Annotated in this window: 16 protein-coding genes; 11 read left to right on the forward strand and 5 right to left on the reverse strand. The window is 69.5% G+C overall.

Translation table 11 applies throughout. The features are described 5' to 3' along the window. A partial coding sequence (locus tag EKG36_RS20580; protein WP_126480488.1) for a hypothetical protein occupies window positions 1-256 on the forward strand: 256 nt, incomplete at its 5' end. A 3-nt stretch (window positions 257-259) separates the two neighbouring features. Here EKG36_RS20580 and EKG36_RS01910 read toward each other — a convergent pair. Both EKG36_RS01910 and hybE read right to left on the reverse strand, forming a co-directional pair. Beyond that, a complete protein-coding gene (locus EKG36_RS01910; RefSeq protein WP_126480490.1) occupies window positions 260-1,030 on the reverse strand; it encodes a 3-hydroxybutyrate dehydrogenase in 771 nt (256 codons plus the stop codon). A gap of 70 nt (window positions 1,031-1,100) precedes the next feature. Continuing rightward, window positions 1,101-1,526, reverse strand: coding sequence for a [NiFe]-hydrogenase assembly chaperone HybE (gene hybE, locus EKG36_RS01915; RefSeq protein WP_185827454.1), 426 nt, complete (start codon window positions 1,524-1,526; stop codon window positions 1,101-1,103). Window positions 1,527-1,639: 113 nt separating this feature from the next. Here hybE and EKG36_RS01920 point away from each other — a divergent pair, with 113 nt between their 5' ends. The 3 genes from EKG36_RS01920 (at window position 1,640) to EKG36_RS01930 (ending at window position 3,782) form a co-directional block, all read left to right on the forward strand. Next, window positions 1,640-2,461 carry an inositol monophosphatase family protein gene (locus tag EKG36_RS01920; RefSeq protein ID WP_126480494.1) on the forward strand — a complete coding sequence of 274 codons (822 nt, stop codon included), beginning with the start codon at window positions 1,640-1,642 and terminating at the stop codon, window positions 2,459-2,461. 130 nt (window positions 2,462-2,591) lie between these two features. Next, entirely contained in the window at window positions 2,592-2,867 is a 276-nt protein-coding gene (locus tag EKG36_RS01925) for a GrxA family glutaredoxin (protein WP_126480496.1), read from the forward strand. 147 nt (window positions 2,868-3,014) lie between these two features. Beyond that, a complete protein-coding gene (locus tag EKG36_RS01930; protein ID WP_126480498.1) occupies window positions 3,015-3,782 on the forward strand; it encodes a VOC family protein in 768 nt (255 codons plus the stop codon). Between the two features lie 177 nt (window positions 3,783-3,959). On the opposite strand, the gene EKG36_RS01935 is transcribed toward EKG36_RS01930, so the two are convergent. Both EKG36_RS01935 and EKG36_RS01940 read right to left on the reverse strand, forming a co-directional pair. Further along, complete coding sequence (locus tag EKG36_RS01935) at window positions 3,960-4,622, reverse strand: CoA transferase subunit B (protein ID WP_126480499.1); 663 nt, start codon at window positions 4,620-4,622, stop codon at window positions 3,960-3,962. Between the two features lie 286 nt (window positions 4,623-4,908). After that, window positions 4,909-5,610, reverse strand: a complete 702-nt coding sequence (locus EKG36_RS01940; RefSeq protein ID WP_126480501.1) for a CoA transferase subunit A — start codon at window positions 5,608-5,610, stop codon at window positions 4,909-4,911. A 139-nt stretch (window positions 5,611-5,749) separates the two neighbouring features. Between EKG36_RS01940 and EKG36_RS01945 the strand changes: the two genes are divergently transcribed. From EKG36_RS01945 to EKG36_RS01975, 7 genes are all read left to right on the forward strand, one after another. Continuing rightward, a complete protein-coding gene (locus tag EKG36_RS01945; protein ID WP_126480503.1) occupies window positions 5,750-6,652 on the forward strand; it encodes a LysR family transcriptional regulator in 903 nt (300 codons plus the stop codon). Window positions 6,653-6,677: 25 nt separating this feature from the next. Continuing rightward, the gene (locus tag EKG36_RS01950; protein WP_126480505.1) at window positions 6,678-8,627 is read left to right on the forward strand and encodes an acetoacetate--CoA ligase; all 1,950 of its coding nucleotides are present in this window, start codon (window positions 6,678-6,680) and stop codon (window positions 8,625-8,627) included. A 92-nt stretch (window positions 8,628-8,719) separates the two neighbouring features. Next, complete coding sequence (locus EKG36_RS01955; RefSeq protein ID WP_126480507.1) at window positions 8,720-9,589, forward strand: acetyltransferase; 870 nt, start codon at window positions 8,720-8,722, stop codon at window positions 9,587-9,589. Continuing rightward, the gene (locus tag EKG36_RS01960) at window positions 9,538-10,443 is read left to right on the forward strand and encodes a LysM peptidoglycan-binding domain-containing protein (RefSeq protein WP_126480509.1); all 906 of its coding nucleotides are present in this window, start codon (window positions 9,538-9,540) and stop codon (window positions 10,441-10,443) included. Before EKG36_RS01955 ends, EKG36_RS01960 begins: the two co-directional genes overlap by 52 nt. A gap of 111 nt (window positions 10,444-10,554) precedes the next feature. Next, the gene (locus EKG36_RS01965; RefSeq protein WP_126480512.1) at window positions 10,555-11,712 is read left to right on the forward strand and encodes a glycosyltransferase family 4 protein; all 1,158 of its coding nucleotides are present in this window, start codon (window positions 10,555-10,557) and stop codon (window positions 11,710-11,712) included. After that, window positions 11,684-12,223 (forward strand): phosphatase PAP2 family protein, encoded by a 540-nt coding sequence (locus tag EKG36_RS01970; protein ID WP_126480514.1) that lies wholly within the window; start codon window positions 11,684-11,686, stop codon window positions 12,221-12,223. The genes EKG36_RS01965 and EKG36_RS01970 overlap by 29 nt, the downstream gene beginning before the upstream one ends. Before the next feature lie 24 nt (window positions 12,224-12,247). Beyond that, window positions 12,248-12,877: an alpha-ketoglutarate-dependent dioxygenase AlkB family protein gene (locus tag EKG36_RS01975; RefSeq protein ID WP_126480516.1), complete on the forward strand. Its 630-nt coding sequence runs from the start codon at window positions 12,248-12,250 to the stop codon at window positions 12,875-12,877. A gap of 91 nt (window positions 12,878-12,968) precedes the next feature. Here the strand turns inward: EKG36_RS01975 and gcvT are convergent, their stop codons facing one another. Continuing rightward, window positions 12,969-14,078, reverse strand: a complete 1,110-nt coding sequence (gene gcvT / locus EKG36_RS01980) for a glycine cleavage system aminomethyltransferase GcvT (RefSeq protein ID WP_126480518.1) — start codon at window positions 14,076-14,078, stop codon at window positions 12,969-12,971. Window positions 14,079-14,110 lie beyond the last annotated feature (32 nt).

Genomic DNA, 14,110 nt, shown 5'->3' on the forward strand with positions numbered 1-14,110 from the left:
GGAAGCTGGAAGCTGGAAGCTGGAAGCTGGAAGCTGGAAGCTGGAAGCTGGAAGCTGGAAGCTGGAAGCTGGAAGCTGGAAGCTGGAAGCTGGAAGCTGGAAGCTGGAAGCTGGAAGGCAGAATGTGGCCTCCAGAACCCGAGTCAAGGGGTTTCTTCCCGCTTCAGGCTTCTGCCTTAACGCTCCCGGCGAACCCGGTCGGGGGTTTCTTCAAGCTTCCAGCTTCCAGGCGCGTAGCGCCGCTCTTCAAGCTTGACGCTTATTGGGCCGTCCACCCCAGGTCGATGTTCCAGCTCGCGCCGGTGACCGCCCCGGCGGCCTCGGAGGCCAGGTAGCCCACCAGCGAGGCCACCTCGGACGGGTCGATCAGCCGCTTGATCGCGGCGTTCTTGAGCATCACCTGCTCGATGACCTCCTGCTCCTCCATGCCGTGCAGCTTGGCCTGGTCGGCGATCTGGTTGTCGACCAGCGGCGTCTTCACGTAGGCGGGGCAGATGGCGTTGGCGGTGATGCCCTGGCTGCCGCCCTCCAGCGCGGCGGTCTTGGTCAGGCCGATCATGCCGTGCTTGGCGCTGATATAGGCGGCCTTGCCCGGCGAGGCCACCTGGGCATGCACCGAGGCGACGTTGACGATGCGCCCCCAGCCCCCCTCGCGCATGGACGGCCAGGCGGCCTGGGTCAGCAGGAAGGGCGCGGTCAGCATCAGGTCGATGATGCGGCGCCACTGGTCCTCGGGAAAGTCCTCGATGGGCGAGACGTGCTGGATGCCGGCGTTGTTGACCAGGATATCCAGGTGGCCGAAGCGCTTCAGCGCCTCCTGGACCGCCGCCTTGCAGGCCTCGCCGTCGGTCAGGTCGGCCTGGAAGAAGGCGGCCCCGGCGCGTTCGGCGACCTCCTGGCCGGCGGGGTTGAAGTCCACGGCCAGCACCTGGTGGCCCTGCTCGCAGAAATGGCGGACCACGGCCTCGCCGATGCCGCTGCTGGTCCCGGTGACCAGGGCGACGCGGGGGGTGGGGGCTGTTGCGGTCATCTTGACTCCTTGAGGGTTCCCGCGGGGATAGACCCGTCCAGCATAAGGGCCAGCCACGCCCAGCACCAGATCAGCCCGACGCTGTCATGACCCTCTCCATCAGCTGCTGGGCCAGGCGACTGCCCTCCTGCAGCGAGCCGACATCGGACAGGTCGTCGAGCAGCTCGCAGGCCCACAGCCCGGGCTGGTCCTCGAGGGCCAGGGGGCAAAAGGGATAGTCCCCGGAGGGCAGGGACACCCGCTGCCGGGTCTCGGGCGCGGCGGGCGGCTCGTCCCGCACCGGCACCAGGATCAGGGACAGCGACAGCGGGGTGATCAGCGCGCCGATCAGCACCTCGCGCCCCTCCTCGAGGGCATGGGGCTGGAAGCACAGCGCATCCACCCCCAGCCGGGGGTTGTAGCGGGCCTCGGCCTTGGCCGCCTTGAGATGGCGCCGCTCCCAGGCCCGGGCCAGCTGCTGCAGCCGGGCGTATTGTTCGGCGGTCAATGCCTGCATATCGTCCTCCGGAGGCTGTCGGGGCGACAGTATAGGGGCTGTGGCCGGCATTCGGCAGGGGCCGGGCGAGCTGCTAGCATGAAGGCGTCCTTCCCCCAGCCCGAGGAGCCGTCATGAGCCCCGAGAACCGCCTCGAGATCGCCGTCGACATTGCCCGCCACGCCGGGCGCCTGATCGCCGAGGCCCGCGAGGAAGGCGGCATCGAGCACCGCTTCAAGCATGGCCAGGAGCTGGTGACCGATACCGATGTCGAGGTGGACACCTACATCGGCGAGCGCCTGCAGGCGAGCTTTCCCGACGAGCATCGCCTGAGCGAGGAGCTGGCCCCCGATCGCGAGGCCCTCGAGCATATCCAGGACATGTGGGTGGTGGACCCCATCGACGGCACCGTCAACTTCGCCCATGGCCTGCGCCACGTGGCCGTCTCCATCGGCTGGGTGAGCGGCGGGCACCTGAAGCTCGGGGTGGTCCATGCGCCCTTCCTCGACGAGACCTTCACGGCCCTGGCCGGCCGCGGCGCCTGGCGCAACGGCGAGCCGATCCATGCCAGCCGCACCCGGAAGCTGGGGCGCTGCCTGGTGGGTACCGGCTTCCCCCATCGGCGCGACAGCCGCCCGCCGCTGATGCGCCGCCTGGTGGCCGTGCTCACCCACTGCCAGGACGTGCGGCGCAACGGCTCGGCGGCCCTCGACCTCTGCGACGTGGCCTGCGGGCGCCTCGATGCCTACTACGAGAGCGTCTCGCCCTGGGACTTCGCCGCCGGCCTGCTGATCGCCCGGGAGGCCGGGGCCCGCACCGGCCACCTCTACCCCGGCCCCGGCGGCATCCCCGAGGAGCTCTACGGCGAGAACCTGCTGGTCACCAGCCCCGCCCTCTATGACGAGCTCGGCAACCTGCTGCGCCGCGCCGATACCAGCGACCTGGAGCCGTTCTGAGTCGCCCCCAATAGTCCTCCGCAATGACCTTGTCAGGCCTGGCCTATTGGCCAAATCCGCTGGGCTCGTTCACAATAACCCGCGTTTTTCCCGACCCCTTTCACGCATCCGCGGATGCAAGGAGTAGTTGATGTTCGTCGTTATCTTCGGTCGTCCCGCCTGCCCGTTCTGCGTGCGCGCCAAGGAACTCGCCGAGAAGCTCGAGGCCGCCGGCGCCATCCAGGGCTTCCGTTACGTGGATATCCACGAGGAGGGCATCACCAAGGCCGATATGGAGAAGACCATCGGCAAGCCGGTCGAGACCGTGCCGCAGATCTTCGTCGACCAGACCCACGTGGGCGGCTTCACCGAATTCGACCAGTACGTCCGCGATCAGGAGTGGCTGACCGCCGCCACCAGCGCCTGAGCCCCGCCGCCGTGCCCCGAAAACCGCCTACGGGCGGTTTTCGCGTTTCGGGCCGACGCTTCCTGCCTCGTTGAATCTGCCCACACCCCCGCCGCTTACACTGCGTAGAGTCAGCGCACAGGGCACCAGCACAGAGGGCAAGGCAGGATGCAACGCGAAGAATTCATTCAGCAACTATGGCTGGATTATGTCCATCACCACCCCGATATCGGCGGGCTGCGGCAGTGGCCGGTGGAGACGCCACCGGAATATCTGGCCCTGCTGACCCTCAACCATGGCCCCTGGTCCATGGAGGCGCTGCTGCCGACCCTGGTGCGCTTCGGCTACCGCCCCGTGCAGCGCTATGCCATGGCCGACCGCGGGCTGCTGGTGACGCTGCTGGCCGCCCCCGACGAGGGGGCCTGGCTGGTGCTCGCCGAGCTGCAGCTCGGCACCCTGTCGCGGGGGCCCCGGGCGGCGCTGGAGCAGCTGGTGGCACAGGCCCCGCCGGAGGCCACGCGCGGCCAGAACCTGCTGTGTCGCAGCCGACCCTGGCCGATGCCCGACTGGGCGAGCTACCAGGCCCTGGCCGCGGCCCATCCGCTGGCCGGGTGGCTGGCGGTGATGGGCCCCCGGCTGCATCACCCGGGCTTCGACTGTGCGCGCCTCGGCCAGGATATCGGTCAGCTGGACACCTCCCTGCGCCAGAACGGCCTGATCGGTAACGCCGACCGCCACCATGGGGTCTTTCCCATCTCTCCCCTGCTGGACTACCGCTTCTACCCGACGCTGCCCCGCCGGCTGGCCTTCGCCGACGGCGACGAGCACCGGCTGGCCCTGGGTGGCCTGGCGCTGGTCCAGAAGCAGGTCAGCGCCAACCAGGAGCGGACCGTCGAGCTGCTGCTGCCCCACCATACCCGCTGCGAGCTCAGCTGAGCGCAGCGGACCATCCACAGATTCTGTGGATAACGCTGTGCACCGCTGACGGACAACCGGCCAGGATCGGCATGACAGCACGATGTCGCTTGGAATGGTCAGATTTTCGGCATCCCGACACGCCTCGGCCCGGACACGGGGTCCGGGCCGAGGCAAGGGGGGACGAGGCGCGCCGTCTTATTCGGCGAAGGTCATCTCCGGGACGTGCTCCGGCACGATCAGCTTGCCGGCCGTCTTCTCGACGATCTCCTCGACGGATACTCCCGGGGCGCGCTCCTTGAGCACGAAGGCGCCGTTCTCGATCTCCAGGTAGGCGAGGTCGGTGAGCACCCGGTTGATGCAGCCGGCGCCGGTGAGCGGCAGGCTGCACTGCTCGAGCAGCTTGGACTCGCCGTGCTTGGAAGCATGGGTCATGGTGCAGATGATGTTCTCGGCGCCCGCCACCAGGTCCATGGCGCCGCCCATGCCCTTGATCAGCTTGCCCGGGATCATCCAGGAGGCGATGTTGCCATGCTGGTCGACCTCGAAGGCGCCCAGCACGGTGAGGTCCACGTGGCCGCCGCGGATCATGGCGAAGGACTCCGCCGAGGAGAAGATCGCCGCGCCCGGTCGGGCGGTGACGGTCTGCTTGCCGGCGTTGATCATGTCCGGATCCACCTCCTCCTCAGTGGGGAAGCGCCCCATGCCGAGCAGGCCGTTCTCGGACTGCAGCATCACGTCGATGTCGTCCGGGATATAGTTGGCGACCAGGGTGGGGATGCCGATGCCCAGGTTGACGTAGAAACCGTCTTCGAGTTCGCGCGCCACGCGCATTGCCATCTGTTCGCGAGTCAGTGCCATCTTGTTGCCTCTTGTCTCTTGTAAGGGATAAGCGCCGGTGAACCATGCTCGAGGCCAATGCCGGCGGCAGATCTATGCGGAGGCGCTGTGACCCCTTCCTTGGGCGCTACCGACGCCCTGCGGCGCTCTCGCATCCTGCGCCGCTTGCAGGGCCGGTGCTGGCCATCCGTGGCCAGCCCGTTCGGAGCAGTGCTCCTCACCCATGGCGTAGGACCTCCTCTACGATCTGCCCCCGGCGCCGCTCGCGCTATCCAACGGCGAATGTCCGGTAGATGGAGAATAACGCTCAGCCCTGGTGGACGGTGCGCTTCTCGATGCGCTTCTCGAAGCTGCCCTGGATGATGCGATCGACGTAGATGCCGGGGGTATGGATCTGGTCCGGATTGAGCTCGCCGGGCTCGACGATTTCCTCGACCTCGACCACGGTGATCCTGCCCGCCGTGGCGGCCATCGGGTTGAAGTTCTGCGCGGTGTCGCGATAGACGACGTTGCCGTAGCGGTCGGCCTTCCAGCCCTTGACGATGGCGAAGTCACCGACCACGGACTCCTCGAGGATGTAGTGGCGGCCGCCGAACTCGCGGACCTCCTTGCCCTCGCCGATGGGCGTGCCGTAGCCGGTGGCGGTATAGAAGGCGGGAATGCCGGCGCCGCCGGCGCGCATCTTCTCGGCCAGGGTGCCCTGGGGGGTCAGCACCACCTCGATCTCGCCTTCCAGCATCTGCTGCTCGAAGAGGGCGTTCTCGCCGACGTAGGAGGCATGAATCTCGCGGATCTGCTTGTCCTCCAGCAGCAGGCCCAGGCCGAAGCCGTCGACGCCGCAGTTGTTGGAGTAGACGGTCAGGTCCTTGACGCCGAGCCGCTTGATCTCGGCGATCAGGTTCTCGGGGATGCCGCACAGCCCGAAGCCGCCGGCGATGACGGTCATCCCGCTCTCGATGCCGGCCATCGCCTCTTCATAGGACTTCACACGCTTGTCGAATCCGGCCATATCGCTGCCTCAGATGGTTGGAGGATGGTTGTTATCGCGGTCCCTGCAGTGTCGCGGGGGGCAATATATTTGTTAAGTTTGTTTTTTTTATCGATTATTTTATATATCAAATCAATCGACACGGTTGCAGAGGCCAGCCATGACCGTCAAGCAACTCCGGGCCTTCCTCGCCGTGGCCCAGACCCTGAGTTTCACCCAGGCCTGCGAGCGACTCCACCTCTCCCAGCCGGCCCTGAGCCTGACCATCAAGGGCCTGGAGGAAAGCCTGGGCGGCCGGCTGCTGACCCGCAGCACCCGCAGCGTGCGCCTGACGCCGGAAGGCGAGTCCCTGGTCCCGCTGGCCAAGCGCCTGCTGGCCGACTGGGACAACACCGAGGAGCTGTTGCGCCAGCGCTTCACCCTGCGCCTGGGCCGAGTCGCCGTGGCCGCCATGCCGTCCTTCGCCGGCAGCCAGCTGCCCGACGCGCTGATGGTCTTCCGCCAGCGCTATCCGCGCATCAACGTGACCGTCCACGACGTCATCAACGAGCAGGTCATCGACATGGTCCACCAGGGTCGCGTCGAGCTGGGCATCGCCTTCGAGCCCGAGGCCGCCCAGTCGCTGCACTTCGCCCCGCTGTACCTGGATCGCTTCGTCGCCGTGGTCCCGGCCGACTCGGCACTGGCGGCGCGCACGACGATCGACTGGCCGGCCCTGTTGACTCGGGACTTCATCACCCTGCAGCGCCCCTCCATGGTCCGCCGACTCCTCGAGCAGCAGCTGCGCCTGCAGGGAATCGAGCTGCCGGTGGCCTTCGAGAGCCACCAGCTGGCCACCGTCGGGCGCATGGTCGCCAGCGGCCTGGGCGTCAGCGCCGTGCCCTCGCTGTGCATCCACCAGATGCAGGAGCTCGGTGCGCGCTGCCTGCCACTGCACGCGCCGATCATCGAGCGCGCGGTGGGCATCCTCTCGCCCAGCGCCGATGATCTCTCCGTGGCCGCCCAGGCCTTGCGGGAAGTGCTGCAGGAAACCGTCTCGACCCCGGTGCTACGCTCAAGATAGACGGCATGGCGCGGGAGGGAAGCACATGACCACCCCAGTCTGGCAACCGTCCCCCGAGGCCATCGCGGCCAGCCAGATGACGGCCCTGATGCGCCGCATCGAGGACGCCCATGGCGTGACGCTCAGCGACTACGGGGCCCTTCACGCCTGGAGCCTCGCCTACCCCGAGGCCTTCTGGGCCCTGCTGTGGCAGACCTTCGAGATCGTCGCCGAGACCCGGGGCGAGCGGGTGCTGGTCGATCCCGAAGCGATGCCCGGCGCCCGCTGGTTCCCGGACGCCCGGCTCAACTTCGCCGCCAACCTGCTGCGCCGCCGGGACGACCACCCGGCGCTGATCGCCCTCGACGAGCGCGGCCGGCGGCGGCGCCTCGGCTACGCCGCGTTGTATCGCCAGGTGGCGCGCCTGGCCGCGGCGCTGCGCGCCAGCGGCGTGACGCCCGGCGAGCGGGTCGCCGGCCTGGTGCCCAACGCCGAGCAGGCGGTGATCGCCATGCTGGCCACCGCCAGCCTCGGCGCCGTGTGGTCCTCCTGCTCGCCCGACTTCGGTGTCCAGGGGGTGCTCGACCGCTTCGGCCAGATCGCGCCCCGGGTGCTGATCGCCGCCGACGGCTACACCTGGAACGGCCAGGCGATCGACATCCGCCCGCGAGTGGCGCAGGTCGCCACGGCCCTCGAGGGCCTGGCGGCGGTGGTGGTCTTTCCCTTCCTCGACGAGAACCCCGACCTCGGCGAGCTTCCGGGCGCGGTGGCCTGGGACGACTACCTGGCCGAGGAGGCGGGCGAGCTGGCCTTCGCCGCCCTGCCCTTCGACCAGCCGCTGTATATCCTCTACTCCTCGGGGACCACCGGCACGCCCAAGTGCATCGTCCATTCCGCCGGCGGGACCCTGCTCCAGCACCTCAAGGAGCATCGCCTGCACACCGACCTGGGCCCGGACGACGTCTTCTTCTACTACACGACCTGTGGCTGGATGATGTGGAACTGGCTGGTCTCGGGACTCGCCAGCGGGGCCACCCTGGTGCTGTTCGACGGCGCCCCCTTCGCGCCCTCCCCCGAGGCCCTCTGGGCCATGGCCGAACGCGAGGGGGTGACGGTGTTCGGCACCAGCGCCCGGTATCTCGCGGCCTGCGAGAAGCAGGGCCTCGCCCCGGGCCGGGAGCACGACCTCTCGCGGCTGCGCGCGGTGCTCTCCACCGGCTCGGCCCTGGCCCATGAGTCCTTCGACTATGTGTACCGGGACATCAAGGCCGACCTGCTGCTCGCCTCCATCTCCGGCGGCACCGACATCGTCTCCTGCTTCGCCCTGGGCTGCCCGATCCGCCCCGTCTACCGCGGACAGCTGCAGTGCCGGGGGCTGGGCATGGCGGTGGATGTCGTCGACGACGACGGCCGGCCGCTGCGCCAGGCGAAGGGCGAGCTGGTCTGCACCCAGCCATTCCCGGCGATGCCCGTCGGCTTCTGGAACGACCCCGACGGCAAGCGCTATCACGATGCCTACTTCGCCACCTTCCCCGGCATCTGGGCCCACGGCGATCTCGCGGAGATCACCGCGGAGGACGGCCTGATCATCCATGGCCGCTCCGATGCCGTGCTCAATCCCGGCGGGGTGCGCATCGGCACCGCCGAGATCTACCGCCAGGTGGAGAAGGTCGATGAGGTCCTCGAGTCGCTGTGCATCACCCAGCAGTGGCAGGACGATGTGCGGCTCGTGCTCTTCGTGTGCCTGCGCGAGGGGCTGACCCTCGACGACCGCCTGCGGGAGAGGATCCGCGAGACCATCCGCGCCAGCACCACGCCGCGACATGTGCCGACGAAGATCCTCCAGGTCGACGACCTGCCACGCACCCGCTCGGGCAAGCTGGTGGAGCTGGCGGTGCGCAATGTCGTCCACGGGCAGCCGGTCAACAACCGCGAGGCGCTCGCCAATCCCGAGGCCCTGGAGGCGTTCCGGGACCTCGCCGAGCTGCAGCACTGAGCGCCGGTCGGGAGGACCTTGTCCCCGCCTCTGGGCACCCTCGTCATGATCCATTAGCATTACCTTTCCCGACGACGACGAAGGAGACCGGCATGTCGACCCTCAGGGGGATCGTCAGCCTGCTGCTGCTGACCCTCAACACCCTGTTCTGGGCGGTGCCGCTGATCGCGCTCACCCTGCTCAAGCTGGTCACGCCGGGACGCCCCCTGCGTCGCCGGGTGCTCGTCGGCCTCAACGCCGTCGCCCGCTGGTGGGTCGATGGCAACCTCTGGTGGATGCGCCACTGGATACGTCCCGAGCTGCGGCTGGCGCTGCCGGACGGCCTGACCCGGGACGACTGGTGGCTGGTGCTCTCCAACCACCGCAGCTGGACCGATATCTTCGTGCTGTTCATGGCCCTGCACCGGCGCATTCCCATGCCCCACTTCTTCGTCAAGCGCCAGCTGATCTGGTTGCCCGTGGTCGGCCTGGCCTTCTGGGCCCTGGAGTTTCCCATGCTGCGGCGCATGACCCGGGAGCAGCGGGAACGCCACCCGCACCTGGCGCGTCGCGACCAGGAAGCGACCGAGCGCATGTGCCGCCATGCCCGGGAGCGGCCCATCGCCATCTACAACTTCGTCGAGGGCACCCGCTTCACGCCGGCCAAGCATGCCGCCCGCCACAGCCCCTATCGCCACCTGCTGCCGCCCCGCGCCGGCGGCATCGCCCAGGTCCTCGGCCTGCTCGGGGACCGCCTGGGCGGCATCCTCGACGTGACAATCAGCTACGACAATCCCGACCCCAGCTTCTGGGGCTTCCTCTGCGGCCGCGAGCGCACCATCCACCTGCGGGCCCGGCACCTGGCGGTACCGGCCTGGATGCAGCAGGGCGACTATTACCAAGACCCGACCTACAAGGAACGCTTCCACTCATGGCTCAACGCCCTGTGGCAGGCCAAGGACGCCGCCCTCGACTCGCCCTGATCCTGCTGCTCGCCCTGCTGGCCGGCTGTGCCGGACCGCAGGGCGCCATGCGGGGCGGCGCGCCGCTGGCCGGCAACTGGATCACCATCCAGCGCGGCGATACCCTCGGCGAGATCGCCCGGCGCGCCGAGGTGCCGCTGATCCGCCTGCGCCGCTTCAATCCCGGCGTCGACCCCCGCCGCCTCGCCGTGGGGCAGCGCATCCTGGTGCCCAGCGGCCGCGAACGCGCCCCCTCCGGCGGGCCCTATCGCTATCAGGTGCGCCCCGGCGACACCTACACCGCCATCGCGCGGCGCTTCGGCACGGGGCCCGGCCGCGTGGCGGCGGCCAACCCGGACATCGCGGCCACCGACCTCAAGGTGGGACAGCTGATCCAGGTCCCCCTGGGCGGCACCCGCCAGGCCGCCCGGTCCACGAGCAAGCCGGCCACGTCCCGCCCGGCGCGGGCCCGCCTGCCGGATCCCGGCGAGGTGCCCCGCCAGGCCAGCGGCTGGCCCTGGCCGCTGGACGACTACCGGGTGGCGCGGCGCTACGGGCCCGATGCCCGCGGCACCCTCCAGCCGATGCTGCTGGCCACCGACGAGGGCGCCCGGGCCAAGGCCGTCGCCGACGGTGAGGTGCGCTTCGCCGGCGGCATGCGCCAGCTGGGCCGGGTGGTGATCGTCCATCACCCCGACAACCTGCAGAGCGTCTATGCCCTGTGCGAGACGCTGCTGGTCGAGAGCGGCAAGGACGTCAGCCGCGGCACGCCCCTCTGCGAGGTCGGCCACCATGCCGCCAGCGGTCGCCATGACCTGCTCTTCGACATGCGCCACGGCGGCAAGCCCATCGACCCGGCCACGATACTGCGCTGATCCCCCGCGGTGTCATCCCCGCTTCACCGCGCTGTCGCCCCGCTGTCATGCCCCTGGGGCACCGTCGTGACTGACGGGGCCATCCCGGCCCACGACGCCACGAGGGACGACATGCGCATCTGCCTGGTCAGCGACACCTGGTCACCGGACATCAACGGCGTGGCCCATACCCTGGGACGCCTCAGCGACGACCTGATGCGGCGAGGCATGACACTGCAGCTGGTTCGTCCGCGCCCCGCCGGTCAGGCGCATGTCGCCGAGGGCATTGCCGCCGAGCTGCAGGTCCGCGGCGTGTCGCTACCCGGCTACCGTGAGGTACGCCTGGGCCTGCCCGCGGCCCGTCGCATCCGGCGGCTCTGGGAGACCGCGCGCCCCGACGTCGTCTACCTGGCTACCGAGGGGCCGCTGGGCTGGTCGGCGCTGGGCGTGGCCGAGCGACTGGGCATCCCCGTGGCCAGCGGCTGGCACACCAACTTCGACCACTACTGCCGCGACTATGGCGTCGGCTGGCTGTCCTCCCTGGTCACCCGGCGCCTGCGTCGCTTCCACAACCGCTGCGAGGCCACCCTGGTGCCCACTCGGGCCCAGGCCCGGAGTCTCACCGCCCGGGGCTTCGAGCGGGTGCAGGTGATGGCCCGCGGCATCGACGGCGAGCACTTCTCCCCGCGCCACCGGGACCCGGCGCTGCGCGAGACCTGGGGCAGCGATGCCCATCGCCCGGTGGCGCTCTATGTGGGCCGGCTGGCCCCCGAGAAGAACCTCGACCTGCTGCGCGACACCTTCACGGCCATGCTCGCCGCCCGACCGGACATGACCCTCGTTGCGGTCGGCGACGGCCCCGGCCGGGCGGCCCTTGAGAAGGCACTGCCCGAGGTCCACTTCACCGGTTTCATCGACGCCGCGAGCCTGGCCCGCCACTATGCCAGCGCCGACCTGTTCATCTTTCCCTCGATTTCCGAGACCTGGGGCAACGTGCTGCTCGAGGCCATGGCCAGCGGCCTGGCCACGGTGGCCTTCAGACACGCCGCCGGCGCCGAGCTGATCGACGACGACGTCAACGGCGTCAGCCTGGATGTCGGCGACGAGGCCGGCTTCCTCGACGCCGCCACCACGCTGTGCCAGCAGCCGGCCCGCTATGGCCGGCTGGGGCGTGCCGCCCGGGAACGGGCGCTGCACTATCGCTGGCCGGCCATCACCGACGACTTTCTCGCCGCCCTGACCCTTGCCCGGGAGATGTCCGATGAAACCACGCGCCCCTGCGGTATTTGAACGCCTCGACCTGCTGGAGTGGCAGCTCTGCCAGCGGCTGGCCGGCTTCAGCATCCACCGTCCCTGGCTTGCCACCCTGCGCCTGGCCAGCAAGCTCGGCGACTGGCCGATCTGGGTCGCGGTGATCCTGGCCCAGCCCTGGCTGCACGGCCCGGCGGGCTGGCGACTGGCCGCCCAGTATGCCCTGACGGCCGTGGCGGCCATCCTCGTCTATCGTTTGCTCAAGACTCGGCTGTGTCGCGAACGGCCCTTCATCACCTTCACCGCCATCCCCTGCCAGGAGCCGGCCCGGGACCGCTACAGCTTTCCCAGCGGGCACACCATGCACGCGGTAATGTTCCTGACCCTGGTCGCGGCCCACAGCCCCGTCCTGCTGCCGGCCCTGGCGCCGCTGGTGGCGTTGATCGCGGTGTCACGCGTCGGCCTGGGGCTGCACTACCTCAGTGACGTGGCCGCCGGGGCGGCGATCGGCTACGCCTTCGCCGTGGCGAGCCTGGCCCTGGCCGGCTAGGCCAGGGGCTGGCATCCTCGGGGCATGGCCCCGTTTGACTCCTTGTTCGACGCTTTCCACGGCGAGGCGCTGCTGGCCTCGCCGGCGCTGGTGCGCTTCACCGACCTGCTCGGCGGTCCCGCCGCGGACGACGCCCTCGCCCGCCTGGACCGCGAGCTGGACTGGCAGCAACCGCGGCTGCGCCTCTACGGCCGCGAGCACCCGATCCCGCGCCGCCAGGTCTGGATGGGCGATGCCCGCTACCGCTACTCGGGCCGGGACTTCCTGCCGACGCCCTGGCATCCGACGGTCGTCGCCATCCGCGATGCCGTGATCCGGCGCCTGGCCGAGGCCGGCCAGGCGGCCCGCTTCAACAGCGTCCTGCTCAACCGCTACGCGACCGGCCAGGAACGCATGGGCTGGCACAGCGATGACGAACCGGAGCTGGGTCCCGCCCCGCTGATCGCGAGCGTCTCGCTGGGCACCGACCGCCCGCTGCGCTTCCGCTGGAAGGACCACCGCGCGCCGGCCTTCAATGTGGACCAGCCCCATGACAGCCTGCTGCTGATGGGCCCGGGCACCCAGGCCGAGCTCGAGCATGCGCTGCCAGCGCGCCGGCACGCCGGCCTGCGCATCAGCCTGACCTTCCGCTGGATCCCCCCGGCCGCCCGTTGAGCGGGCCCGGGCGGCCACCCGAGGCGCAACGAAAACGGCCACCCCTCTCGGGATGGCCGTGCGTTCCGCTACCGAAGATAACGGTATAAGATCAGCCGCGGTAGTACCCCGGCGTCACGAAGGGCATCTTGCTGACCGTCATCGGCAACCGCTTGCCGCGCACCTCGGCATGCACGATGGTGCCGACAGCCGCCTGGTCGATGTTCACGTAGCCCATCGCTACCGGCTTGCCGACGCTGGGACCGAAGCCGCCGGAGGTCACCGCGCCGATGCGATTGCCATCGGCGTCGACCAGCTCGGCGCCCTCGCGGACCGGTGCCCGGCCTTCCCCCAGCAGGCCCACCCGCTTGCGCTGGTGGTCCTTCTCGGCGACCTGGTGCAGGATCAGGTCGGCGCCCGGGAAGCCCCCGGGACGCTCGCCGTCCCGCCGACGCGGCTTGCCGATGGCCCAGATCAGCCCGCCCTCCACCGGGGTGGTGCTGGTGTCGATGTCGTGACCGTAGAGGCACAACCCCGCCTCGAGACGCAGCGAGTCCCGCGCGCCCAGGCCGATCGGCTCGACCTCGTCCTCGGCGAGCAGGCGACGCGCCAGGGCCTCGCTGTGCTCGGCGGGCACGGAGATCTCGAAGCCGTCTTCGCCGGTATAGCCGCTGCGGCTGATCCACACGGGGATACCGTCGATCTCGAAGCGACCATGCTGCATGAAGACCATCCGGCAGGCGTCGGGACACAGGCGGTCCATGACGCTGGCCGCCTTGGGGCCCTGCAGCGCCAGCAGCCCACGATCCAGCACCTCGATCTCGTGGTCGGCCAGGCCGCGCCGCAGGTGGGCGATGTCCTGCTCCTTGCAGGCGGCGTTCACCACCAGGTAGAGGTGGTCACCGGCATTGACGATCATCAGGTCGTCGAGGATGCCGCCGTCCTCGCTGGTGAACAGGCCATAGCGCTGCATGCCCTCGGCCAGGCCGACCAGGTCCGCCGGCACCAGGGTCTCCAGCGCCTTGGCCGGCTCGGGCCCGCGCAGCAGCACCTGCCCCATGTGCGAGACATCGAACAGGCCACAGGCCTCACGGGTGTGCTCATGCTCCTTCTTGACGCCGAGGGGGAACTGTACCGGCATGGCATAGCCGGCAAAGGGCACCATCTTGCCGCCCAGTTCGACGTGCAGATCGTAAAGCGGGGTCTTGCGTTGTTCGTTCATCGGTTCGTTTCACCCTTCCCATGAAATGAAAG

Origin of the sequence: Halomonas nitroreducens, from assembly GCF_003966155.1 — a bacterium.
GTDB classification, from domain to species: Bacteria; Pseudomonadota; Gammaproteobacteria; order Pseudomonadales; family Halomonadaceae; genus Halomonas; species Halomonas nitroreducens.